15 protein-coding genes are annotated in these 24,422 nt (G+C 72.6%); 12 read left to right on the top strand and 3 right to left on the bottom strand.

Annotated elements, in window-relative coordinates; genetic code table 11:
* Positions 1–344 precede the first annotated feature (344 nt).
* From BC793_RS08090 to BC793_RS08080, 3 genes are all read left to right on the top strand, one after another.
* Complete coding sequence (locus tag BC793_RS08090; protein WP_109590856.1) at positions 345–539, top strand: hypothetical protein; 195 nt, start codon at positions 345–347, stop codon at positions 537–539.
* 204 nt (positions 540–743) lie between these two features.
* A complete protein-coding gene (smc, locus tag BC793_RS08085) occupies positions 744–4,325 on the top strand; it encodes a chromosome segregation protein SMC (protein ID WP_109590854.1) in 3,582 nt (1,193 codons plus the stop codon).
* 9 nt (positions 4,326–4,334) lie between these two features.
* Positions 4,335–4,949, top strand: coding sequence for an HAD family hydrolase (locus tag BC793_RS08080; RefSeq protein WP_109590852.1), 615 nt, complete (start codon positions 4,335–4,337; stop codon positions 4,947–4,949).
* A gap of 73 nt (positions 4,950–5,022) precedes the next feature.
* On the opposite strand, the gene BC793_RS08075 is transcribed toward BC793_RS08080, so the two are convergent.
* Positions 5,023–6,702 (bottom strand): alkaline phosphatase D family protein, encoded by a 1,680-nt coding sequence (locus BC793_RS08075; RefSeq protein WP_109590850.1) that lies wholly within the window; start codon positions 6,700–6,702, stop codon positions 5,023–5,025.
* Between the two features lie 140 nt (positions 6,703–6,842).
* Between BC793_RS08075 and ftsY the strand changes: the two genes are divergently transcribed.
* From ftsY to BC793_RS52225, 8 genes are all read left to right on the top strand, one after another.
* Positions 6,843–8,024: a signal recognition particle-docking protein FtsY gene (gene ftsY, locus BC793_RS08070; RefSeq protein WP_109590848.1), complete on the top strand. Its 1,182-nt coding sequence runs from the start codon at positions 6,843–6,845 to the stop codon at positions 8,022–8,024.
* 90 nt (positions 8,025–8,114) lie between these two features.
* Positions 8,115–8,912 carry a phosphotransferase gene (locus BC793_RS08065; protein WP_109590846.1) on the top strand — a complete coding sequence of 266 codons (798 nt, stop codon included), beginning with the start codon at positions 8,115–8,117 and terminating at the stop codon, positions 8,910–8,912.
* A gap of 298 nt (positions 8,913–9,210) precedes the next feature.
* Complete coding sequence (locus BC793_RS08060; RefSeq protein ID WP_373871186.1) at positions 9,211–10,536, top strand: ammonium transporter; 1,326 nt, start codon at positions 9,211–9,213, stop codon at positions 10,534–10,536.
* A 33-nt stretch (positions 10,537–10,569) separates the two neighbouring features.
* Positions 10,570–10,908, top strand: a complete 339-nt coding sequence (locus BC793_RS08055) for a P-II family nitrogen regulator (protein WP_170167218.1) — start codon at positions 10,570–10,572, stop codon at positions 10,906–10,908.
* A gap of 4 nt (positions 10,909–10,912) precedes the next feature.
* Positions 10,913–13,183 carry a [protein-PII] uridylyltransferase gene (locus tag BC793_RS08050; RefSeq protein WP_109590842.1) on the top strand — a complete coding sequence of 757 codons (2,271 nt, stop codon included), beginning with the start codon at positions 10,913–10,915 and terminating at the stop codon, positions 13,181–13,183.
* A gap of 64 nt (positions 13,184–13,247) precedes the next feature.
* A complete protein-coding gene (locus BC793_RS08045; RefSeq protein ID WP_109590840.1) occupies positions 13,248–15,707 on the top strand; it encodes a glycosyltransferase family A protein in 2,460 nt (819 codons plus the stop codon).
* Between the two features lie 55 nt (positions 15,708–15,762).
* Positions 15,763–16,797: a class I SAM-dependent methyltransferase gene (locus BC793_RS08040; protein ID WP_109591464.1), complete on the top strand. Its 1,035-nt coding sequence runs from the start codon at positions 15,763–15,765 to the stop codon at positions 16,795–16,797.
* Positions 16,797–18,770: an acyltransferase family protein gene (locus BC793_RS52225; protein WP_109590838.1), complete on the top strand. Its 1,974-nt coding sequence runs from the start codon at positions 16,797–16,799 to the stop codon at positions 18,768–18,770. Before BC793_RS08040 ends, BC793_RS52225 begins: the two co-directional genes overlap by 1 nt.
* Before the next feature lie 306 nt (positions 18,771–19,076).
* Here BC793_RS52225 and BC793_RS08030 read toward each other — a convergent pair whose 3' ends face one another.
* Together BC793_RS08030 and BC793_RS08025 are read right to left on the bottom strand one after the other, a co-directional pair.
* Entirely contained in the window at positions 19,077–19,541 is a 465-nt protein-coding gene (locus BC793_RS08030) for a CAP domain-containing protein (RefSeq protein ID WP_109590836.1), read from the bottom strand.
* Positions 19,542–19,712: 171 nt separating this feature from the next.
* Positions 19,713–22,172 (bottom strand): glycosyltransferase family 2 protein, encoded by a 2,460-nt coding sequence (locus BC793_RS08025; protein WP_109590834.1) that lies wholly within the window; start codon positions 22,170–22,172, stop codon positions 19,713–19,715.
* Positions 22,173–22,254: 82 nt separating this feature from the next.
* Here BC793_RS08025 and BC793_RS08020 point away from each other — a divergent pair, with 82 nt between their 5' ends.
* Positions 22,255–24,414: a glycosyltransferase gene (locus BC793_RS08020; protein ID WP_109590832.1), complete on the top strand. Its 2,160-nt coding sequence runs from the start codon at positions 22,255–22,257 to the stop codon at positions 24,412–24,414.
* Positions 24,415–24,422 lie beyond the last annotated feature (8 nt).

Here is a 24,422-nt window from a genome sequence, read left to right as displayed (position 1 = left end):
GCCTTGGTGGCGTGATTCACTTGACTCGCGCGCGCAACCGGCACCCCCTCGGCTTGACGGCGGATGGGTATCAGCGGACTATGGAGTTGTCGCCAGTCGCGCCCACTCATGCCTCGGTTCAACCGTGGTCTGAGGTCTTGCACCATAAAGAGCCCCGCAGTTTCATTGGCGGGTTTCTGCGCTCACGCGTGCCCGTGAGCATGTGGTGTGTCGGTTCGCATGAGGTTCACTGCGCACCGAACCGCTCGGGTGCGTGAAAGGGCGCCACGCTGGCCGGCTCTTCCGGCAGCGATAAAAGACAGCGCACCACCCAAAATCGACGCAGCGCGTCACAAGGAGTCACGATGGCGAAGGCCCTCTTTGGCCACGTAGGTGCGGCGCCCGACCGGCGCCTCCTCGACGAGGTCACCCGACTGCGCTCCAGGGTTCAGGCCCTCGAGTTCGAGGTCACCCGTCTCCAGGCGGAGAATGATCGTCTAGCGGCGGCGGCCGTGGAAGCGGACGATTTCGCACGGCTCACCGAGCCCGCTCTGACCTGAGGCCCCCACCCGATGCCGGGCGGTACTGCGGGGTAGCCATCCGGCGTCACATCCCCTCGCACCATAGATGCACCAGAGAAAAAGCGCGCCTCCACTTCCGTGGCGGCGCGCAGCTTTTTTCTCGCCACGTGATTCCCGTCTCGGCGGTGATCGGCGGGTAGCCTGCCACCCAGCAGACGAACGCAGACGACCCTCCGGAGATCCGTGCACCTCAAGAGCCTGACGGTCAAGGGCTTCAAGTCCTTCGCCTCCGCCACCACGTTGCGGCTGGAGCCCGGCATCACCTGCGTGGTGGGGCCGAACGGCTCCGGCAAGTCCAACGTCGTCGACGCCATCGCCTGGGTTCTCGGCGAGCAGGGCGCCAAGGCGCTACGCGGCGGCAAGATGGAGGACGTCATCTTCGCCGGTACGGCCGGCCGCGCGCCCCTGGGCCGCGCCGAGGTGACGCTCACGATCGACAACAACGACGGTGCCCTGCCGATCGACTACACCGAGGTGTCGATCACCCGCCGGATGTTCCGGGACGGCGCCAGCGAGTACGAGATCAACGGCAACTCCTGCCGGTTGCTCGACATCCAGGAGCTGCTCAGCGACTCCGGCATCGGCCGGGAGATGCACATCATCGTCGGGCAGGGCCGGCTCGACGCCATGCTGCACGCCAAGCCCGAGGACCGCCGTTCCTTCATCGAGGAGGCGGCGGGCGTACTCAAGCATCGCAAACGCAAGGAAAAGGCGATCCGCAAGCTGGACGCCATGCAGGTCAACCTGAATCGCCTGGGGGACCTGACCACCGAGCTGAGGCGGCAGCTGAAGCCGCTCGGCCGGCAGGCCGAGGTGGCCCGCCGCGCCGCCGGCATCCAGTCCGACCTGCGCGACGCCCGCCTGCGGCTGCTCGCCGACGACCTGCACACCCTGCGCAGCACCCTGGACAAGGAGATCGCCGACGAGTCGGCGATGCGGGAGCGCCGCGGCCAGGTCGAGGAGGAGAACCGCGAGGTCCAGCAGATGCTGGCCGACCTGGAGTTCGCGCACGCCGAGGACGCGCCGTTACTGCAGGCCGCACAGGACGCCTGGTACCGGCTGTCCACCCTCCAGGAACGGTTCCGGTCGACCGAGCAACTGGCCACCGAACGGCTGCGGCACCTGGCCGCCACCCCCGACGACGAACGTCCCGGCCGCGACCCGGAGATGCTCGAGGCCGAGGCCGAACGGGTCCGGGAGCAGGAGGAGGAGCTGCGCGAGGCCCTCACCGAGGACCAGATGCGGCTGGCCGAGGCGGTCGAGCACCGGCAGGAACAGGAACGCCAGCTGGCCGCCGCCGAGGGGGAGCTGCGGGCCGCCGCCAAGGCGATCGCCGACCGCCGCGAGGGTCTGGCCAAGCTCACCGGCAACGTGAACGCGGCCCGCGCCCGCACCACCAGCGCCGCCGAGGAGATCGAGCGCCTGGCGATCGCCCACGAGGACGCGCTGATGCGGGCCGAGGCCGCGCAGGCCGAGGTCGACCTGGTCTCGGCCGAGTCCACCGAGGCCGACCGGGACAACGCCGACCTCGACGCGCGGCACGACGAGGCGGTGGCCGCCCACGACCGGGCCGCGGCCGTGGTCCGCGAACTCAACGACACCGAGCGGGCCGCCGAGAAGGACGCGGCCAGCTGGAAGGCCCGCGAGGAAGCCCTCGCCATGGGCCTCAAGCGCAAGGACGGCGCCGGGGCGCTGCTGGCCCGCGCCGGTCAGGTGCCCGGCCTGCTCGGCAGCCTCGCGTCGCTGCTGAGCGTGCGCCCCGGTCACGAGGTCGCACTCGCCGCCGCCCTGGGCGGGCTGGCCGACGCGGTCGCCCTGTCCGGTGTGGACGAGGCGATCGAGGCGATGCGTACCCTCAAGATCGCTGACGCCGGCCGGGCCGACCTGGTGGTCGCCGGATCCGCCGGGCCCGGCATGCAGGGGTCGCTCGCCAGCCTGCGGCCGAACCTGCCGGAGGGCGCCGTCTGGGCGCCCGAGGTGGTCGACTGCCCGGAGCAGATCCGGCCCGCCGTCCACCGGGCGCTGCGTGACGTGGTGATCGTCCCGGACCTGGCCGCGGCCGCCGCCCTGATCGCCACCAACAGCGAGCTGCGCGCGGTCACCCCCGAGGGCGACCTGCTCGGCACCTACGCGGCGGCCGGTGGCTCGGCGAAGGCGACCAGCTACATCGAGGTCCAGGCCGCGGTCGACGAGGCCAAGGCGAGACGGGCCGTCGCCGAACAGACCATCACCGAGGTCAAGGAGCAGCTCGGCGCCGCCCGGGCCGAGGTCGCCGAACTCAAGCAGGCGGTCGCCGTCGCCGCCCAGGCCAAGCGGGCCGCCGAGGGCGAGCGCAACGCGGCCGCCCGCCGACTGGCCGAGCTGGGTGCCGCCGCCCGGTCCGCCAAGGCGGAGAGCGAGCGGCTCGGCGCCTCCCGGCAGAAGGCCGAGGCGGCCCGCGAAGCCGACCTGATGCGGGTCGCCGAGCTGGAGGAACGGCTGCGCCTGGCCGAGGACACCCCGCTCGACGAGGAGCCGTCCACCGAGGAACGCGACCGGCTCGCCGCGCTCGTGCCCCAGTCCCGGCAGAACGAGATGGAGGTACGGCTGGCGGTCCGTACCGCTGAGGAACGTGTCTCGTCGATCGCCGGCCGCGCCGACTCGTTGTTGCGCCAGGCCGCCCAGGAACGGCAGGCCCGGGAACGGGCCGCCGCGAGGCGGGCGGCCCGGGCCCGCGGCGCCGAGATCGCCCGCGCCGTCGCGCACGGCGCTGCCGCGGCCCTGGAACACGTCGCCGTCTCGCTGGCCGCCGCGGCCGAGCGCCGCGACCGGATCGCCAGCGAGCGGACCAGCCGGGAGGCCGAGCTCCAGGAGGTACGGGCCCACGCCAAGCGCCTCCTGTCGGAGCTGGAGCGGCTCACCAGCGAGGTGCACCGCGACGAGATGGCCCGCGCCGAGCAGCGGATGCGGATCGAGCAGCTGGAGGCGAAGGCCGCCGAGGACTTCTCGCTCGACGTCGAGACGCTGATCAGCGAGTACGGCCCGGACCAGCTGGTACCGCCGACCCAGGCGGAGGTGGCGCTGGCCGAGAAGGACGGCAGGCCGGAACCTGAGCCCGCCCCGTTCCACCGGCCCACCCAGGAGAAGCGGGCCAACAAGGCGGAGCGTGACCTCACCCTGCTCGGCAAGGTCAACCCGCTCGCCTTGGAGGAGTTCGCGGCCCTGGAGGAGCGGTACAAATTCCTCTCCGACCAGCTCGAGGACCTCAAGGCCACCCGCAAGGACCTGCTCACCGTGGTCAAGGACGTCGACGAACGGATCCTGGAGGTCTTCACGTCGGCGTTCGAGGACACCGCGCGGGAGTTCCAGACCGTCTTCCAGGTGCTCTTCCCCGGCGGTGAGGGCCGGCTGGTGCTGACCGACCCGGAGGACATGCTCACCACCGGCGTCGAGGTGGAGGCCCGCCCGCCGGGCAAGAAGATCAAACGGCTGTCGCTGCTCTCCGGTGGCGAGCGCTCGCTGACCGCGGTGGCCATGCTGTGTGCCATCTTCCGGGCCCGGCCGTCGCCGTTCTACATCATGGACGAGGTGGAGGCGGCCCTCGACGACGTGAACCTGGGCCGGTTGATTACCCTCTTCCGACAGCTGCGCGAGAAGAGCCAGCTGCTCATCATCACGCACCAGAAACGGACGATGGAGGTCGCGGACGCCCTGTACGGCGTCACGATGCGCGCCGGCGTCACCCAGGTGATCAGCCAGCGCCTCGTCCCCGATCCGGAGGAGTAGAGGAACCACATGCGCGACCGCGCCCAGGCCCTGATGATCGACCTGGACGGCGTGCTGCGCCGCTGGGACCCGGCCCCGATGATCGCCGTCGAGGTCGGATACGGCCTCAAACCCGCCGCGCTGCTGGAGACGGCGATGTCGTGGGACATCTACCGGCCCGCCATGGCCGGCGAGATCACCGACGCCGAGTGGATGAGGCTGGTCGCCGACCGGCTGCCCCTGGACGCCGGGCAGGCCGCCGCCGCGGTGGCCGAGTGGCAGTCCTACCGCGGCGAGGTCGACCCCGAGGTGCTCGCCTTCGTCCGCGAGGTGCGGGCCGGCGGCCGCAAGGTCGCGATCGCCACCAACGCCACCGACCGCCTGCGCCCCGATCTGGACGCGCTCGGGCTCACCGACGAGGTCGACATGGTGCTCAGCTCCTGGGAGCTGAAGGTGCACAAGCCCGCCCCGGAGTTCTTCCAGCAGGCCTGCCTCCAGCTCAGGGTGCTGCCCAAGCACGTCCTCTTCGTCGACGACGACGATCGGGTGATCCGTGGCGCGCGGTCGGCCGGGCTCTCCGGATACCGGTGGACGGGGCCGGAACACGTACCGTATCTGCGCAAGGCTCTCGATCTGCCGGCCTGATCCCACCGTGCCGGCCCGCCCCACCTCGGCGACTGACGAACCGGCCCCGGCGATCACGCCGGGGCCGGTCTCGTCAGGCGTGGTAGTCGACCGAGGCGACGTCGTGCAGGGCGCCGTCCTTGGTGGTGCCCTCGATGCGGGCGGTGGCGACCGCGCCGTCCAGCCGCAGGGTGGCGACCGCGTTGCCGAAGTACGGCCCGGCCAGCTTCTTCCAGCGCAGCGCCGGCTTGCGCACCGACACCGTCCGGGCCAGCGCGCGCACCGAGTGGACCACCCCCGGCCACCAGGCCACCCGCATCAGCGGCCGTAGCGGCAGCGGCACCTCGTTGTGGATCGGTGAGCAGGTCAGCTGGTAGACCGGGGTCGTCATGGCGTGACCGAGGTCGGCCCGCGCCACATACGAGTGATGAACGTCACCCGAAAGCACGCTGATCGAGGCCGGCGCACGGTACGCCCCACCCGCGCCCACCCGATGGCCGGGCGCCTCCGGACCACCCTCGCCGAGCCGCCGGAACAGCTCGCCGAGGGCCGCGAAGGACTTGCCGAACGCGGCCCAGTGCTCCAGGTCGAAGGTCCGTCGCACCTTCTCGCCGAAGGCCGCCGCCCGGGGATGCGACGACTCGGCGATCCGCTCGTTCCACGCCTCCAGGTAGTGGATGGCGGGCGGCATCAGCCACGGCAGCGACGAACCGACCACCAGGTGGTCGTAGTCGCCGTGGGCCCGGTCGACGAACCAGTTCCACTCGGCGGCCGGCAGCATCGCCCGCGCGCCCGGGGTCAGCACCCGGTTGCAGCGGTTGTCCAGCACGACCAGCCGGGTCCGGCCCACGTCGAGGGCGAAACTCCACTGGTACGGCACATCGGTGTTCTCCGCGGACTCCGGCTCGTCCACCCGCAGCCCGAACTCGCGCAGCAGGTCGGTGGCGTCCTCGGCCTCCGCCACCTTCCGGAATAGCGGGTCGGCGGCCAGCTCGTCCGGGCTCAGGTTGCCCAGATGCTGGTAGATCCAGTAAGAGGCCAGGCCGCCGGAGATCCGCTCCCGCCACCACGACTGGGCGGCCATGTCGGTGCGCCAGGAGGCGGACGTGTTCCAGTCGTCGATCAGCTCGTGATCGTCGAAGATCATCACGCTCGGCACGGTGGAGAAGAGCCAGCGCACCTCCGGGTCCCGCCACGACTCCAGGTAGAGCTTCGTGTACTCCTCGAAGGCGACGACCTGGTCGGTCGGGCCCTGGTGACCGTTGCGCCGGCGACTGCGCAGGAACCGGCGCACCTTGGGGGAGGTCTCGTCGGCATACACCTGGTCGCCCAGCAGCACCAGCAGGTCGGGCCGGGTCTCCGGATCGGTCATCAGCCGCCGGGAGAACGCGTCCAGCGCGTCCGGCGGCAGCCAGCGCCCGCTCACCTGCGGGGTGCCCTTCCGGCAGGAGCCGAAGATGAGGCTGACCGGCTGGCCGGCGTCGTCGGCGGCCCGGGTGCGGATCACCGGGGCCGGATACTCGGAGTCCTCCTCGGGCCAGACCTGCCGGTCGTCGAGAAACAACCGGTACGGGTTCGCCGAGTCGGGTGCGAGGCCGTCGACCGTGACCATCGCGTAGTGGTGGCCGTACGCCGAGAAAGTCGGTGCGGATCCGGCGCCCGCGCCGTCCACCTCGACCCGAGCCTGCGCCGGCTCGCTGGTCTCCAGCCACAGGGTCGCGCGGTCGCCGTCGACCCTGCGCAGCACCGGTCCGATGAGTAGTTGAGCGGTCACCGGATGGCGCCGGGGTAGTGCCGCATTGGGGATCCCTCCACGCCGTTACAAAGAGCGTCCCATCCTCCGTCAATCCGGGCCGGAATCGCCAGTGCACGGCCTCCGCCACGGCCGCACGGGTCATCTGTCAGGATTCGGGCATGGAATACGTGGTCGCCGCAGTGATTCTGCTCGTCGTCCTGGTCGTGGGCGCGGTCGGACTGGTGGTGCCGAAGATGCGCCGTCGCGATCTTCCGCCGCCGCCCGCCAAGGGCTCGACCACCACCCTGGAGCGCCCGCCGACGGTCCCGGTCGAGGAGGAGCTCCCTCCCCTGATCGAGCGGCCCGCGGAGGTCGTCGTCGAGGAGCCGCCCGCTCCCGTCGTCGAGGAGCCGCCCGCTCTCGAGAAGCCGGAGCCGTCCGCCGGCCGTCTGGTCCGGCTGCGGGCCCGCCTGGCCCGTTCCCAGAGCGCGCTCGGCCGTGGCCTGCTCACCGTCCTCTCCCGGGACCACCTGGAGGAGGAGGACTGGGAGGAGATCGAGGAGAGCCTGATCACCGCGGACGTCGGGATCGAGGCGACCCAGGTGATCGTCGAGCGGCTGCGCGAGCGGGTCCGGATCCTCGGCACCCGGACGGTGGCGGGGGTCCGCGAGCAGCTGATCGAGGAGCTGGTCTCGGCCCTGGAGCCGGGCATGGACCGCAGCCTGCGGACCGCACCGCACGACGGCCGGCCGGCCGTGGTCCTGGTCGTCGGCGTCAACGGGGCCGGCAAGACCACCACCTGCGGCAAGATCGGCCGGGTGCTGATCGGTGACGGCGGCAGCGTGCTCTTCGGCGCCGCCGACACGTTCCGGGCCGCCGCGGCCGACCAGATCCAGACCTGGGGTGAGCGGGTCGGCGCCGAGACCGTCCGCGGCCCGGAGGGCGGCGACCCGGCCAGCGTGGCCTTCGACGCGGTGAAACGGGGTATCGACACGGGCGTGGACACGGTGCTCATCGACACTGCCGGCCGCCTCCAGAACAAGGTCGGCCTGATGGACGAGCTGGGCAAGGTCAAGCGGGTGGTGGAGAAGCACGGCCCGGTCGACGAGACCCTGCTCGTGCTCGACGCGACGACCGGGCAGAACGGTCTGGAACAGGCCCGGGTGTTCACCGAGGTGGTGGATGTCACGGGTGTGGTGTTGACCAAGCTGGACGGCACGGCCAAGGGCGGCATCGTCATCGCCGTGCAGCGCAAACTGGGGATCCCGGTCAAACTCGTCGGTCTCGGCGAGGGCCCGGACGATCTGGCCCCGTTCGAGCCGGCCGCCTTCGTCGAGGCCCTCGTTGGCTCGGACGCGTAGGCTTCCGGCAGGAGCAGGCCCTTTCCTTACTGTCTTACGGGCGTGGGTGGGGCGGTTGGATGGGTGTCGTCTTTGCCTGGGAGGCCGTGAGTGACGCAGGAGCCGCTGCGCGAGATTCCGCTGCACGGTGGCAACGTCTCCACGGTCTCCCGGATCGGCGACACGGTCCGGCGCAACGCGGGGCCGTGGACACCGTCCGTGCACGCTCTTCTGCTGCACCTGGAGCGGGTCGGCTTCACCGGCTCGCCGCACGCTCTCGGCATGGACGAGAAGGGCCGGGAGGTCCTCTCCTATCTGGATGGCGAGTGCGGGGAGTATCCGCTGGCCCCGCACTGGGTGACCGAGGAGGCGCTGGTCACCGTCGGCACCATGCTGCGGATGTTCCACGACGCGCAGTACGGTTTCGTCCCCCCGCCCGGCGCGGTCTGGCGCTCCTTCGGGCCGCCCCCGCCGGACACCGAGGTGATCTGCCACCACGACGCCGCCCCGCACAACGTGGTCTGGCGTCCGGACGGCACCCTCGCACTGATTGATTTCGATCTGGCGTCGCCCGGCTCACGGCTCTACGACGTGGCTTATGCGGCCTGGACCTGGGTGCCTTTGTTCAGCGACCGGGACTCCTACACCCTCGGCTGGAAGCGGCCGAACCGGCCTCGTCGCCTCCGGCTGTTCGCCGACGCGTACGGTCTGATCCCGCGGGACCGGCACCGGCTGGTGCGGACCATCCGTAAGCGGATCGTCGACCACGTCGAGGGCATCCGGCGGATGGCGGCGGCCGGCGACCCGGCGTTCGTCCGGATCGTGCACAAGGGCCATCTGCGCCGTCCGATGCGCGATCTGCGGCTGCTCGACTACGAGCGCCACACCCTCGAGTACGCACTGCGCTGACCTAGCGGTAAAGCGCTGCGATCGGGGCGAAACCGGCTATATCGTGGCAGCTCAGAGCCGGTCTCCTTGCGGACTGTGAGGTTTTCTTCACACGTCGGAAACAACGCGTGACGTCTCGGAAATCGCGCGAAGACCGTGCTCGAAACAGCAGGCCGGAAAGCTTCGCGCCGAACCGGCCGACAGGCGGCGTTGCCCCAGGTCCGGTGTGCGAGGACACCTTATTCCGAGAGGAGGCAGCGTGGAGATCAACACCGGCAATACCGCTTGGTTGCTCCTGTCGTCTGCGCTCGTTTTGCTCATGACCCCGGGTCTGGCGCTGTTCTACGGTGGCCTCAACCGGTCCAAGGGCGTTCTGAACATGATGATGATGAGCTTCTCGTGTCTGGGGCTCATCAGCGTTCTGTGGATTCTGTACGGCTTCAGTCTCGCCTTCGGGGTCAACGAGAGCACCGGCCTGCAGAACATCATCGGCAACTTCGACTACCTGGGCGCCGACGCGGCCAAGATCACCGAGGAGTGGCTGTTCTTCGGTGCCAACACCGGCATCCCGACGTACGCCTTCCTCGTCTTCCAGATGATGTTCGCGATCATCACCGTCGCCCTGATCAGCGGCGCGGTCTCGGACCGCCTCAAGTTCGGCGGCTGGGTCCTCTTCGCCGTGGGCTGGTTCACCATCGTCTACATCCCGGTCGCGCACATGGTCTGGGGTGGCGGCTTCATCGGCACCACGATCCGGGCGCTCGACTTCGCCGGTGGTACCGCGGTCCACATCAACGCCGGTGCCGCGGCCCTGGCGCTGGTGCTGGTCCTCGGTAAGCGGATCGGCTGGCCGAAGGACAACATGCGGCCGCACAACGTGCCGTTCGTCGCCCTCGGCGCCGGCCTGCTGTGGTTCGGCTGGTTCGGCTTCAACGCCGGCTCCGAGCTGACCGTCGACGGCACCACCGTCATCGCCTTCATCAACACCCAGGTCGCCACCGGCGCCGCGCTCGTCGGCTGGGTCGCCGTCGAGTGGATCCGGGACCGCAAGCCGACCCTGGTCGGCGCGTCCTCCGGCGCGGTCGCCGGCCTGGTCGCCATCACCCCGGCCTGTGGTTTCGTCGAGCCGGTCCCAGCGATCATCATCGGCCTCGTCGCCGGTGTGCTCTGCGCCCTGGCCGTCGGCCTGAAGTACAAGCTGGGCTACGACGACTCGCTCGACGTGGTCGGCGTCCACTTCGTCGGCGGCTGGATCGGCTCCCTGGCGATCGGCTTCTTCGCCACCGACTCGGTCAACGCCGGCATCACCGACGAGAAGATCCTCAACGCCAGCAACGGTCTCTTCTACGGCGGCGGGGCCACCCAGCTCCTGCGCCAGTTCGAGGGAAGCGCCCTCGTCACGGTCTACTCCTTCATCGTCGCGGCGGCCCTGGCCTACATTCTCAAGCTGATCAAGCTCGGCCGGGTCAGCGACGAGGCCGAGGTCGGTGGCATCGACATCTCGGCGCACGGCGAGACCGGCTACGACTTCACCCCGGCCTCCGGGGCCGGCGGGGGCGGCGCGTTCGCCCTGGCCGGTATCGGCACCAAGGAAACCGTGGACGCTGACGGCAAGGCTTCCGTCAGCCAGAAGGTTCCCAGCTAGATTCCCCCGATGGCTGCAATGGAAGGACTGAGCATGAAGCTGGTGACCGCGGTCATCAAGCCGTACCAGCTCGACGCGGTGAAGGAGGCTCTGCACGCCCTGGGCGTCGCCGGGCTCACCGTGAGCGAGGTACAGGGCTACGGCCGGCAGAAGGGCCACACCGAGGTGTACCGGGGTGCCGAGTACACGGTCGAGTTCCTGCCGAAGATCAAGGTCGAGGTGCTGACCGACGAGATCGACGTCGAGAAGATCGTCGACGCCATCGTCGGCGCCTCGCGGACCGGCAAGATCGGTGACGGGAAGGTCTGGGTGACCTCGATCGACGAGGTCGTCCGGGTCCGTACCGGCGAGCGCGGCCTCGACGCCCTCTGATCCCATGACGAATCCGTTGAGCGAGCCGCCGGCACCTCCGGCACGTCCGGCCGCCGGTGGCTCGCTCGACGAACTCAAGCACCACATCGGCGTTGCCGCCCGTGACGAGCGGGCGGCGGCGCTGGAGCTCTGGCTCAAGCAGCTCTTCCCGTCCCACCTGCCCGGCGTCAGCCTGATCGCGGTCGGTGGGCTCGGCCGGCGCGACTGCGCCCCCTTCAGCGACCTCGACCTGGTGCTGGTGCACAACGGCACCGCCGGGATCGACCGGATCGCCTCCGCTCTCTGGTATCCGATCTGGGACGCCCGCCTCGGGCTGGACCACTCCGTGCGTACCCTCCCGGAAGCTCTGTCCGTCGCCCACGACGACGTGAAGGTCGCCCTCGGTCTCCTCGACGCCCGGCACCTGGCCGGCGACGCCGGGCTCTCCGCGGAGCTGATCGCGGCCGTCTCCGACCAGTGGCGCCGCACCGCGGTCCGGATGATGCCCCAGCTACGGGAACTCACCACCAGCCGGTGGACCCAGCACGGGGAACTCGCCTTCCTGCTGGAGGGCGACCTCAAGGAGGCGTCCGGCGGGCTCCGTGACGTGACCCTGCTGCGCGGCATCGGCCGCGCCGGGATCGCCGACACCCTGCGACCCGCGGTCCGCGCCGCCACCCTGCGCCTGCTCGACACCCGTGACGCGCTGCACCTGGCCGTCGGCCGCCGCGTGGACCGGCTCGTCGCACAGGAGCGCAAGGCGGTCGCCGATCTGCTCGACATCGACGAGCCGGACAACCTGTTGCGCCGGGTGGCGGGCGACGCCCGTACCGTCGCCCATGCCGTCGACGACGCCTGGCGTGCCATCGACCGCCTCCGCAGCGGACGGCGTCGCGGTGGCCCGTCCGCCCCGCCGAGCCGCCGCCCGGTCGCCCGCGACGTCGTCGAACAGGACGGCGAACTGGTGCTGGCCCGCACCGCGATCGGCCCGGTGCCGGACCCCAGTCTCTCGTTGCGGGTGGCCGCCGCCGCCGCCATCACCCAGCTGCCGATCGCCCGTGCCACCTGCGAGTGGCTCGCCGCGTTCTGCCCGCCGCTGCCGGCCCCCTGGTCCCCGGCGGCCCGCGCCGCGCTGGTCTCGCTCCTCGGTTCCGGTCCCGGTCTGCTGCCCACCTGGGAGACCTGCGACCGGTACGGCCTGATCGACGCGTGGCTGCCCGAGTGGGCCCGGATGCGCAGCCTCCCGCAGCACCACCCGATCCACCGGTACACCCTCGACCGGCACCTGGTGCAGGCCGCCTACGAGGCCACCGCCTTCGCCCGCGAGGTGGACCGCCCCGACCTGCTGCTGATCGGCGCCTTCCTGCACGACGTCGGCAAGGGCCTGCCCGGCGACCACAGCATCGCCGGCGCCCCGATCGCCGCCGACATCGCCACCCGGATCGGCCTGGGCCCCGCCGACGTCGCCACCGTCGAGAAGATGGTCCTGCTGCACCTGCTGCTGCCGGACGTGGCGACCCGCCGTGACCTGAGCGACCCGAAGACCATCTCCACCGTGGCCGAGAAGGTCGGCGACACCCAGACGCTGCACCTGCTGCACGCGCTGGCCCGCGCCGACTCGCTGGCCACCGGCCCGGCCGCCTGGTCGGACTGGAAGGGGCGGCTGATGAACGAGCTGGTCGACAAGGTGGACACCGCGCTCGACACCGGCGCCCTGCCGGAACCGCCCGAACCCGACCCGGAACTCCTCGACGGCACGCTGCCGGTGGTGCACCTGGACGGCGACCGGGTGGCGGTGGCCGCCGCCGACCGCCGCGGCCTGCTCGCCGGGGTGGCCGCCTGCCTGGCCATGCACCGGCTCGACGTGGTCGCCGCCGACACGATCACCGTGGACGGGCGGGCCATCGTCGAGTTCTCCACCTCGCCGCGGTACGGGTCGCCGTACGATCCGGTCGCTCTCGCCGCCGATCTGCGCCGCGTCGGTGCCGGCGACGTCTCGGTGACCCAGCGGGTCCGGGCCCGCGCGATGAGCGGGCGCGGCGGGACCGCCTCACCCCGGGTGGTGTGGCAGCGTGACGTGGCCACCGACGCGGTGGTGCTGGAGCTGCGCGCCGCCGACTCGGCCGGCCTGCTCTACCGCGTGACGCACGCCCTCGACGAAGCCGGCGCGGAGATCCGCGCGGCCCGCATCTCCACTCTCGGCAGCGACGTGGTAGACGCGTTTTACCTGGTGGGAACCTGGGCGTCGGCGGAGGAACGGAAGCGGGTCGAGGCCGCCGTCCTGGCCGCCGTCTAGCGTCACTCCACCGTCCCACCCGCGTTGATCCGAAAGGACATGACCGGGTACGGACGGAGAGTCGATGGCTGAGGCGCAGCCGGCCGCGTTGCTGGACGATCACGTCGCCCTCGCCGGTGCCGGGGCGGAGGTGTCGCTGCCGAACACGGCGATGCGCAACCGCTCGGTGGCCGCCCGCAGGGTGCTGGCCCGGGCCGCCGGGATCGGTCTGGACGAGGTGCTGGAGGCGGCCCGCCGGGGCGACACCCGCCGGATCCGCCGCCCGGTCGACCCGGTGCTGCTGGCCGGGCTGGCGCAGACCATCGCCCTCCAGGACGAGTTGCCCGGTGACCGGGACGACGCCCTCGCCCTGTACGCGCTGATCCGTACCGCCCGCGGCGCCCGCGCCCTGCCGCCGGCCCACCAGGCCCTGCACGTCCAGCTGGTCTACGCCTGGCAGGGACCGGCGAACGCGCGGCAGCTGCTCGGCGCGTACCGGCGGATCCCGGCGGCGGCCCGCGAGTCGCTGGAGATCGACCTGGCCAATCCGCACGCCGGCGGGTTCGTCGAGGAGGAGACCTGGCTGGCCCGGTTCGGGGCGCTGTTCCCCGCGCCGGGGCCGATCCTGGCGGCCGCCCCGGAGAAGGTCCCGTTCGACCGGCTCGCCGGTTCGGCCGGGCACCCCGCCGAGACGGCCGGCGAGCGGGTCACGGTGGTCGTCACCGCGTACCGCCCGGGGGAGGGGCTGCTCACCGCGGTCCGGTCGATCGCCGCCCAGTCCTGGCCGGACCTGGAGATCATCGTGGTGGACGACGCGTCGCCGCCCGAGCACGACGCGATCCTGGCCGCCGCCGAAGACCTCGACCCGCGGGTCCGGCTGATCCGCCTGCCCGCCAACGGCGGCACCTACGCCGCCCGCAACGCCGGGCTGGAGGCCGCCCGCGGCGACTTCGTCACCTTCCAGGACTCCGACGACTGGTCCCACCCGCGCCGCGTCGAGTTCCAGGTCCGGCCGATGCTCACCGACCCGGCCGTGGTCGCTACCACCTCCGAGGGCATCAGCGTCACCGACCAGCTGGTGATGACCCGCCCGGGCATCCGGCGCGGCCGGGTCAACGTGTCGTCGCTGCTGTTCCGGCGGGAGGCGGTGATCCGGCGGATCGGCTGGTTCGACCCGGTGCGCAAGGCGGCCGACTCCGAGTTCCTGGAGCGGATCCAGACCGCCTTCGGCAACGATGCGGTACGCCGGGTCGCGAAACCACTGGCCCTGATCAGGCTCTCCGAGGGGTCACTGTCGCGGTCGGAGATCCGTGCCTACTGGATGCATCCGGCGCGGACCGCGTACATGTCGGCGTACCGGTGCTGGCACACCACCACCCGGCCGCTGCACCGGGACCGGGCGGAGCGCCCGTTCGTGGTGCCCGCCCACCTGAGCGGCCTCTCCTCCTCCCGGCACTACGACGTGGTGGTCGCCGCCGACTGGCGGTTCCTCACCGGTGTGCAGCGGTCGGCACTGGCCGAGATCCGGGCTCTGCGGGAAGCCGGCCGCTCGGTGGCGATCCTGCACCTGGAATCGCTGCGCTCGGTCCACCGGCAGCGGCGGTCGCTCAGCGACGGTGTCCAGCGGCTGATCAATTCCGGACGGCTGGAGCAGGTGCTCGAGACCGACGACGTCACCGCGGGCGTGGTGCTGGTGCGCCAGCCCGAGGTGCTTCAGTTCGCTCCTGAGGACGGGTGTGCACTACGGGCGGGACGGGTGCTGATCGTCGCGGACCGGGCCCCGGCCCGCCGGGACGGCAGCGACCGGCGTTACACCGTGGTCGCGGCCGGCTCCGCGGCCGAGCGGCTCTTCGGGCGCGTACCGCTGTGGTGCCCGCAGGATGCCGCCGTCCGGGAATCCCTGACCGACGCCGAGCCGACCGACTTCGACCTGCCGATGGTCGCCGAGCCACTGGACGTCGCCCGGCCCCTGCCCGGCCCCCGCGGCCAGGCGGTCGTCGGCGTCGACCTGTGCGATGCCGGGGAATGGCCCGGTGACCTGGCCGCCGCTCTCGACGTACCCCGCCGCTGCACCGACGCCGACGTGCGCCTGCGCCTGCCCGAGACGCCCCGGCGCCCGGCCGGCCTGCCCGCGCACTGGCTCGTCTACGAGCCGTCCGACCTGGACCCGCGGACCTTCATCGCCCAGCTCGACTTCTACCTGCACTTCCCGCCGGAACACTGCGCCGAGCTGATCTCCCGGCCGGCCCTGGAGGCGGCCGCCACCGGCTGTGTCGTGTTCGTTCCGGAGCGTCTCGCCGGCGCGTTCGGTGAGGCCGCCGTGCCGTGTACCCCGGAGGAGGCGCCGGCCCTGGTCCGCCGGTTCCGTGACGACCCCCGCCGGTACGCGGCGCAGAGCGTGCTGGCCCGAGCCGCCGTCGCCCGCGACCACCGCCCGTCGGCGTTCGCCGACCGGATCGCCGCCCTCCTCCCCACGGGCTCACCGGCCGCGGTCGGTGCGCCGGGTTCCGTGGGCGCGCCGGCGCCCGTACAGCGCGTGCCGTAACGAGGCCGGTCCCGGCCCCGTTGACCCGTCGGAACTGCACTACGAGGAGTCCCGCATGAGCAAACTGAGCCGAATCCGCCGCCGGCTGCCGCGTTTCACCGGCCCGCAGGCCGTGGTGATGTCGGCCGCCGGCGTCCTCTGCGCCGGCGCCGCGGCCACCGCGCTCACCGGCCGGGCCGGGATCGCCACCGCCCTGCTGGCCCTGCTCGGCGGCATCATCCTGGCCGCGCTGATGCTGCTGTTCCGGCGGCTCGCCCGGGTGCAGAAGGCCGGCCTGGCCGCCCAGCGTGACCTGCGGACCACCGTCGAGGAGATGCAGCGCCGCCTGGTCGCCGCCGTCGAACGGGAACGCCTCACCGCCGGCGACCGGCACCTGGAACTGGCCGAGGCCATCGCCCGGGTCAAGCAGGTCACCGACCGCAAGGCCGGCTCCGCCCAGGTGCTCGGCCTGCCCCGCGAGTTCGAGGCCACCGTCCAGCTCTTCCAGGGCTTCACACCGAGGGCCCCGATGCCGTCGTCCGGCGACTTCGCGCTCAACCCGACCGACCTGCTGGAACTGCTGCACCTGATCCGTACCCGCCAGCCCCGTCTCGTCCTGGAACTGGGCAGCGGCACCTCGTCGGTGTGGATCGCCTACGCCCTGGAGAAGTCCGGCGGCCGGCTGGTCTCCCTGGACCATGACGGTGGTTACGCGGCGCGGACCCGCGCCGCGCTCGCGGCCCACGGCCTCTCCGGCATCGCGGAGGTACGCGACGCGCCGCTCACCCCGGCCGGCATCGACGGGCGCGACTACCCGTGGTACGACCCGGAAGCGCTGGCCGACCTGCACGACATCGACTTCGTCCTGATCGACGGCCCGCCCGCGGCGACCGGGGCGGACGCCCGCTACCCGGCCATGCACATGATCGAGAAGCGGCTCGCGGACCGGGCGACCATCGTGTTCGACGACGCCGGGCGGGCCGACGAGCAGGCCGCCCTGGCCGCCTGGACCGAGCGGTTCACCGGCCTGACCCGTGAGGGCGAGCTCCTCGGCCGGCACGCGGTGCTGGCGTTCACCCGGCCGCCGGCGATGGCTGCCGCCCGCGTCTGATGACGGTCACGCTGCCCCGGCGCCGCAGCCGGCCGGTCCCGGGGACGGCACCACCCGCCCACCGGGCGGACATCGAAGGGCTGCGGGCCGTCGCGGTGCTGCTGGTCGTCCTGGCCCACGCCGGTGTGCCGGGGCTGTCCGGCGGGTTCGTCGGGGTCGACGTCTTCTTCGTCATCTCCGGTTTTCTGATCACCGGGCTGCTGCGCCGCGAATACGCCGCGACCGGCCGGATCCGGTTGGCCCGGTTCTACGCGCGCCGGGCGGTCCGCCTGCTGCCGCTCGCCACCCTGGTGATCGTGGTGACCCTGGCCGGGGCCTGGTATCTGGCGCCGCCGGTCCGGTTCACCACCTGGGCCGGCGACGCCGTGGCCGCCGCCACCTACACGATGAACGTGCGCCTCGACACCGGCGGGACCGACTACTTCGGCGACCCGGCGCCGTCACCGTTCCAGCACTTCTGGTCGCTCGCCGTGGAGGAGCAGTTCTATCTGCTGTGGCCGCTGCTGGTGGCCCGCGGCCGGATCGGGCCGGTGCTGATGGCGGCGGTCACGGTCGGGTCGTTCGCCTGGAGCCTGCACGCCACGTCGTATTTCGGCACCGCCGGCCGGGCCTGGGAACTGGGCGCCGGAGCACTGCTCGCCCTCGTCACGACCGGTCACCGGCCGTGGCTCGCCTGGGCCGGGCTCGCCGCCGTCGGCACGGCGGCGGTGCTCTTCGACGAGACGACCCGGTTCCCCGGAACGGCGGCGCTGCTGCCCGTCCTCGGTACCGTCGCGGTCATCGCGGCCGGCGGCAACCGGCTGCTGTCCACCGCCCCGCTGCGCTGGCTGGGCCGGATGTCCTACGGCTGGTACCTGTGGCACTGGCCGCTCCTGCTCCTCGCCCCGGCCGGCCCGGCACCCCGGATCGCGGTCGCCGTCGCCGCGCTGGGGTTCGCCGTCGTCAGCCATCACCTGCTGGAGAATCCGGTGCGGCATCATCGCGTGTGGACCGTACGATCCCGCCGGGGGCTCCTCCTCGGTCTCGGCCTCTCCGCCTCGGCGGCCGCGCTGGCCGGTTTCGGCATGTTCCACCCGCCGGAGATCCCCGCCCGTGGCGTCGCGCCCGACGCGGGGCGGACCCTCGCCGCCGCCCGGAACCCGGCCGCCGCCCTCCAGCGGATGCTCGCCGCCGGTGTCACCGCCACCGACCTTCCCGGCAACCTGCGACCCGACTTCGACGGTGCGGCCACCCAGCGGCTCGCACCCCAGCTCGACGGCTGCCACGTGGGGCTGACCGGGCCGTTCCGGCCGAAGAGCGACTGCTCGTACACCACCGGGAGCCGGGTCGTCGTCCTCTTCGGTGACTCGCACGCGCTCCAGTGGTTCCCCGCCATGGAGACGCTGGCCCGCCAGCACGGGTGGCGGCTCTACAGTTTCACCCGCAGCTCGTGCAGCCCCGCCCAGATCGCCCTCGACGAGCGCCGCGCCCGCGCCCGGTACCTCGAATGCGACGCGTGGCGGTCCCAGGTCGTCACCCGGATCGGCCGGCTGCGGCCGGACCTGCTGGTCGTCTCGTCCAGCGTCAACTACCGGCAGGTGCTCACCGGGCGGCCCGCCGACCCCGACGCCGTCTGGCAGACCGGCTGGGTACGCATGCTCACCACCCTGAAACGCCTCGCCGGGCGGGTCACGATGATCGCCGACACGCCGTTCCTCACCGTGGCACCGGCCGACTGTCTCAGCACCCATGCGACAGCCATCTCCCGCTGCGCCGCGCCCCGCGCCGACGTGCTGCCCGAACCCCGCTGGCGTGAACAGCAGCGGGCCATCTCGGTGGCGTCCGGCGTACCCGTCATCGACCCGGTGCCCTGGCTGTGCACCACCCGGTGCCCGCTCGTCGTCGGCGACACGCTCGTCTACCGGGACAGCAACCATCTGACGGAGGCGTACGCCCGCCTGGTCGCCCCCCTCCTGAAGCTCCGCCTCGCGTGACCGCCCCACCTCGCGGTCTTTTCGGCTGGTTCCCACCGCTGTTTCGAGGGCTGTGAGACAGCGGTGACGGCCAGCCGGGTCTTTTCGGCTGGTTCCCACCGCTGTCTCAAGAGCCGTGAGACAGCGGTGGGAACCAGCCGGGCACGACCGGCTGCCTGAAGATCACCGCCGTCGGGCGTGGAACGGAAACGAGCGCGCCCCCGCCGTCGGGGGACGGCGGGGGCGCGCAGTGCGCGGTGCGGGGGCACCGCGCGGGCCGGGAGGGGGTTCCGGCCCGTGCTTTCGGGTCTCTTGGAGACCGCGGTCTTAAAAGCCGAAGTCCTGCGTGAAGTAGGCGGCGCCGTTCGCGGCGTACGCGGCGCCCACCCCGACCGTCTTGAACTTGCAGTTCAGGATGTTCGCGCGGTGCCCCGGGCTCTTCATCCAGGCCTGCACCACCGCGTCGGCCGACCGGTAGCCCCAGGCGATGTTCTCGCCACCGGGCCGCTGGTATCCGGCCGCCTTGACCCGGGCCGAGAACGTCGAACCACCCGATCCGGCGTGGCTGAACGTGCCGGTCTTCGCCATCCACACGCTGTGGGCGCGGGCCGCCCTGGTGATGTTCGCGTTGACCGTGACGGCGCCGCAGCCGTGCGACTTGCGCTGCGCGTTCGTCAGCTCGGCGATGCCGGCCTGCAACGTCGTCACCGGCGTGGCTGCCTCGGCAGGCGCCGCGAAGAACATCACGGCGGCGGCGGGGGCGAGGGCGGCCAGGGCGAGGCGGCGGAACATCGAGCGCAAGAGGGACCCTTCCGGAGTACGGCGCCCGGCTGCACCGCCGGGCTCACCGTTCTCTTCGGCCCGCGCTCATCGGCCTCGAATGCGAAACGGGTGCCTCCTCGTCGCCGTCGGGTTGCCGGACCACGCTCCGGGTGGCCGGGCGCCTCCCCCCCACGCCGCCGGTCAGTATTCGCCGGCGGGCAGTGGGGGCAGCACCTGGCCGGAGGCGGCGATGATCTCGCCGGTGATGGCCTCGCCGGTCGGGGCCGGGGGCGTGAGGAAGTCGTCCACGGCGTCGGCGTAGCGGCTGTGCGGGTGGTTCTCCCGGACGAAGGCCAGGCCGCGTTCGCTCTGCGCCAGCAGTGCCGCCGGGTCCCGGTGCAGGCCGGTGACGACGGCCGGGACCTCGTCCGGTTCGGCGTAGACGGCCGCCTCGCCGAAGACCGCGGCATGGCGGTGCGGCAGGACCGGGATGCAGCCGGCCGCCATTGCGATCAGGACCTCCGGGCAGGTCGCCGGGAGGCGGTCGTCGGCCGGCAGGTGCAGGTAGAAGTCGAGCTGATGCAGGAAACCGCGGGTGTCCAGGTCGGACGGGCGGAAGACGAGCCAGCCCTGGGGGACCGCCGGCGCCGGGTCGTTGCGGTCGAGGACGCGGACGTCCAGGGCCGGTGACGTGCCGGCGCGCAGCCGCTGCCATTCGGCCGGGCCGCCGGCGCAGATCCGGCCGATCACCGGGCGGTCGGCGCGCGGCCCGGAGCGGTGCAGCCGCCAGCGCCGCAGGTTGACGGTGCCGGGCAGGTCGGCGGTGGTCAGCCGGGTGCCGAACGGTCCGGCGGCGAGATCGGCGCGGGCGGCGGCGTCGGCGGGGGCCCAGTGCGGTTCGATGCCGAAGAGGCGGCGCGACTCGGCGGCACAGTGCGCGGACGCCGGTGTCCACGCCGGGTCGGCGGCGATGACGACCCGGGCGGCGCGGATGCCGGACGGGACATCGGGCGCGAATCCGAGCAGTTCCGGGTCGTGCACGAGGACCAGCCGGGCGTGCACGTCGTCGGTGAGGATCACCTGGTCGATCACCTGAGCGTTGATCATCTGCTGGAGGGTGGGATCCAGCCGCGCGGGCTTGCCGGCGACGCTGCCGAACGTGTCGAGGTGCAGGACGGCGACGGCCCGGCCGGGTCCGGTGAGGGCGCGGAGGCGCTCGGCGACCGGCCAGGCGGTGTCGCCGTGGGCGTTCCAGTCGCCGGCCAGGATCACGTCGTAGCTGGCCCGGCGCAGGCCGGCGTCACCGGCCAGGCCGCGGGGCGCGGCGAACGGCCGGTCCCGCGGGGTTCGGGGGCGTACCGCGGTCTCCGCGCCGGCGGCGACCCGGGTGTGCCAGGCCTGGAAGGCGGAGAGGTACGCGTGCCGCGCCGGATGCATCCAGCCGGGCCCGATGTCGGTGCCGGACAGCGACCCCGCGGTGAGCCGGATCAGGGCGAGCGGCTCGCCCCCGAGGTGCCGTACGGCGGCCCGGCCGAAGACCGCACGGGCCCGTTCCACGTACTCGGCGTCGGCGCCCTTGCGGACCGGGTCGAGGTAGCCGAGCCGGTCGAGGACGGTCTCCCGGCGGATCATCAGTGACGACAGGTTGTACGACCGGAACTCGGCGAACCCGGGCCGGGTGACCACCAGGTCCTCGGTGACGCGGATGGCCGCCGACGTGGTGGCGACGATCGAGGGGTCGGCGATCAGCGGGGCGGCCTGCCGTTCCAGGCGCAGCGGGTGCGACCAGTCGTCGGAGTCCTGGAAGGTGACGAATTCGCCGGTGGCGACGTCGAGCCCGGCGTTGCGGGCCCGGTAGGTGCCGCCGTTGCCGGGGATCCGGATGACGCGGACCCGCGGGTCGAGCGAGGCCGCCCGGTCCAGGACGGATTCGTGGCCGGGGCCGGATCCGTCGTCGACGACGAGGATCTCGTGGTTGGTCCAGCTCTGCGCCACGAGCGACCGGACCGCGGTGACGAGTTCCGGGCCGGGCCGGTACGTCGTGACGATCGTGGTGATCCGGTGCGGCGATCCGTGCCGGGGTGCGGGGGCGGACCGGATCCGGTCGAATCCGGTCACGTCGGTGGGCACCAGTGTCAGGCCGGGTGCCGGGAACAGGCCGGCGAAGCGGCCCGGCCACTCGTCCTTGGTGGCCATGTCGACGCCCAGCGCCTCCCGGATGGTGTCCGGCACCGACGGGTAGTCGGCGAGCAGTTTCGCGACCCGGACCGGATCACCGGCCGCGAACGCGAGCTGCGCGTGCAGTCCCTGGTGGACGGGGGCGACGCCGGCCGGACCGAAGGTGCGCAGCAGCGAGTCGAACAGGGCCAGCCCGTCACCCCGGTCGCCGGGGTGGAGGTTCTGGAGGGTGACGACACGGGCGAGTTCCCCCAGCGCCCACGGGTCGGCGTCCTGGAACAGTCGGCCCTCCCGGGCGGCGGCGATCAGTTCCTCGGCCGGGCGGCGGGCCGCGGCCCAGGCCAGCAGGGTACGGGCCCCCGCCGACCGGGTGTGCAGGGCGGCCGCGGCGGGACCGGTCGGCGCGATCGCGCTCAGGTTCCGCCAGTAGCGTTCCAGCAGGTCCGTCCCGTACGCGTCCGGTGTGGTGTGCTGCCTGCGCATGGCCCCCCTCGACTGTCGGGAGGATCAACGCACCGGGGCGGGGGTGCGTGACGCCGGGTGTGCACGCTTCGTTGAGCCGACCATGACGGCGACCGTTCACGACGTGGCGATCCTCTCGGACTTCCGGTATCCGGGCGGCACGTCGGCCAGCATCGCCGCGGAGGTCCGCGCCCAGGCCCGGGCCGGCCTGACCACGGTGCTCGTGCACGTGCGGTCACCGCATCTGAAGCGGGACCGCCCGTTCCATCCGCTGATCACCGCCCTGATCCGGGACGGGGCGGCGTACCTGGCCGCCGACGGCGAGGAGGTCACGGCGAAGCTGCTGGTCGTCCGGCAGCCCCGGATCTTCACCGAGGACCTCGCGGTGCGGCCGCCGGTGCGGGCCGGGCGGGCGGTGATGGTCCTGAACCAGGCGCCCGGTGACGCCGGGGACCCGGCCCGGTACTACGACTTCGCAGCGGTCCGGCAGCGGGTGGAGGGCCTGTTCGGCGCCGGGATCGAGTGGGCGCCGATCAGCCCGCAGGTCCGCGCCGAGGTGCTCCGCGCCGAACCGGAGGCGACCCTGGCCGGCGTCGACTGGCACGAGATCATCGACGGGGCCGAGTGGTGGCGGGAGCGCCCGGCCCGGGCGGGGGCGCCGGTGATCGGGCGGCACGGCCGGCCCGACCCGGTGAAGTGGCCGCGGACCCGGGAGGAACTGCTCCAGGCGTACCCGGATGTCCCGGACGTGAAGGTGCGGGTGCTCGGCGGCGGCGAGCTGGCCGTCGAGCGGCTCGGCCGGAAGCCGGCGAACTGGGAGGTCATCGAGTTCGGGACGATGGAGCCGGTCGACTTCCTGCACACACTGGACTTCTTCGTCTACTTCCACGACCCGGACCTGATCGAGGCGTTCGGCCGGACGATCATGGAGGCGATGGCGGCCGGTGTCCCGGTCATCGTCGGGGAGCACTTCCGGCCGATCTTCGGCGACGCGGCGCTCTACACCACCCCGGCCGGTGTGCTGCCGCTGGTCCGGGAACTGCACGCGGACCGCGAGCGCTACCGGGCGGTGTCGCTGCACGGGCGGGAGTTCATCGAGTCCCGGTACGGCTACGCCTCCCACCTGTCCCGGCTGGCCGCGCGCGGGATCCGCCCGGACGCGCCGCCGCCCCCGGCCCTCCCCGCGCCCCGGCCGGCCCCGCCGAAGGGGGTGCTGCTGGTCAGCGACAACGGCGTCGGCCTCGGGCACCTGTCCCGGCTGATGGCGATCGGCCGCCGGCTGCCCGCGGGCACCCCCACGGTGATCGCCACCCAGTCGCACGGCGCGATGGTCGCCCACCGGGAGGGTTTCCTCACCGAGTACATCCCGTCGCGCAGTGTGCTCGGCCTGCCCCGCCAGTCCTGGACCGAGCTGCTGCGCAGCCGCCTGGAGCACCTGATCGATCTGCACCGCCCGGCGGTCGTCGCGGTGGACAGCGTCCCGCACGACGGCATCGTCGCCGCCGCCCGGTCCCGGCCGGAGGTCACCTGGGTGTGGGTGCGCCGGCCGATGTGGCGGCGTGCCACCGGTACCGAGTGGATCGAGCGGCGGTCGGCGTTCCAGCACGTCCTGGAGCCGGGGGAGTTCGCCGCGGCCGCTGACGAGGGCCCGACCGTCGACGACCGGGACGGCGTGTTCCCGGTCCGCCCGATCACCTACCTGGACGCCGCCGAGCTGGTGACGGCGGAGGAGGCGCGCGCCGCCCTGGACCTCGTGCCCGGCCGCCCGGCCGCCCTGTTGCAGCTCGGCGCCGGCAACATCAACGACATCTCGTCGCCGGCCGCCCGGATCGCCCGGCAGTTGCGCGGCGCCGGTTTCCAGGTGGTGCTGGCCGAATCGGCGATCGCCACCGAGCCGATGCCCGCTCCGGCCGGCGCGCACGTGGTCCGGGTCTACCCGATCAGTCGACACCTGCGCGGATTCGACCTGGTGGTGAGCGCGTCGGGTTACAACTCGTTCCATGAGCTGATCGCCTTTCAGATCCCGTCGGTGTTCGTGCCGAACCGGGAGACCGCCCTGGACGACCAGGTCAGCAGGGCCCGATTCGCCGCGGCCGCCGGTGCCGCGCTGATCGTCGAGGATCCGGACGGCGACGACCTGGACCGGGTTCTGGCACACGCGGTGCGGGCCGACGTCCGCGACGCGCTGCGCCGCCGCTGTGCGGAGGTGGCTCCCGGCAACGGGGCCGCCGACGCCGCGGACTGGCTGACCGCTCTCACGTGAGGAGGACG

It is taken from the genome of Actinoplanes xinjiangensis (assembly GCF_003148685.1).
Taxonomy (GTDB): Bacteria; Actinomycetota; Actinomycetes; order Mycobacteriales; family Micromonosporaceae; genus Actinoplanes; species Actinoplanes xinjiangensis.
This window is presented reverse-complemented; position numbering and strand designations above follow the sequence as displayed.

Excerpts from the sequence above, each read along its gene's own strand:
- ftsY (WP_109590848.1), top strand. The coding sequence starts at position 6,843 with ATGGAATACGTGGTCGCCGCAGTGATTCTGCTCGTCGTCCTGGTCGTG.
- BC793_RS08080 (WP_109590852.1), top strand. The coding sequence starts at position 4,335 with ATGCGCGACCGCGCCCAGGCCCTGATGATCGACCTGGACGGCGTGCTG.
- BC793_RS08090 (WP_109590856.1), top strand. The coding sequence starts at position 345 with ATGGCGAAGGCCCTCTTTGGCCACGTAGGTGCGGCGCCCGACCGGCGC.
- BC793_RS08020 (WP_109590832.1), top strand. The coding sequence starts at position 22,255 with ATGACGGCGACCGTTCACGACGTGGCGATCCTCTCGGACTTCCGGTAT.
- BC793_RS08050 (WP_109590842.1), top strand. The coding sequence starts at position 10,913 with ATGACGAATCCGTTGAGCGAGCCGCCGGCACCTCCGGCACGTCCGGCC.
- BC793_RS08045 (WP_109590840.1), top strand. The coding sequence starts at position 13,248 with ATGGCTGAGGCGCAGCCGGCCGCGTTGCTGGACGATCACGTCGCCCTC.
- BC793_RS08060 (WP_373871186.1), top strand. The coding sequence starts at position 9,211 with ATGACCCCGGGTCTGGCGCTGTTCTACGGTGGCCTCAACCGGTCCAAG.
- BC793_RS08040 (WP_109591464.1), top strand. The coding sequence starts at position 15,763 with ATGAGCAAACTGAGCCGAATCCGCCGCCGGCTGCCGCGTTTCACCGGC.
- BC793_RS08025 (WP_109590834.1), bottom strand. The coding sequence starts at position 22,172 with ATGCGCAGGCAGCACACCACACCGGACGCGTACGGGACGGACCTGCTG.
- BC793_RS52225 (WP_109590838.1), top strand. The coding sequence starts at position 16,797 with ATGACGGTCACGCTGCCCCGGCGCCGCAGCCGGCCGGTCCCGGGGACG.
- BC793_RS08055 (WP_170167218.1), top strand. The coding sequence starts at position 10,570 with ATGAAGCTGGTGACCGCGGTCATCAAGCCGTACCAGCTCGACGCGGTG.
- BC793_RS08030 (WP_109590836.1), bottom strand. The coding sequence starts at position 19,541 with ATGTTCCGCCGCCTCGCCCTGGCCGCCCTCGCCCCCGCCGCCGCCGTG.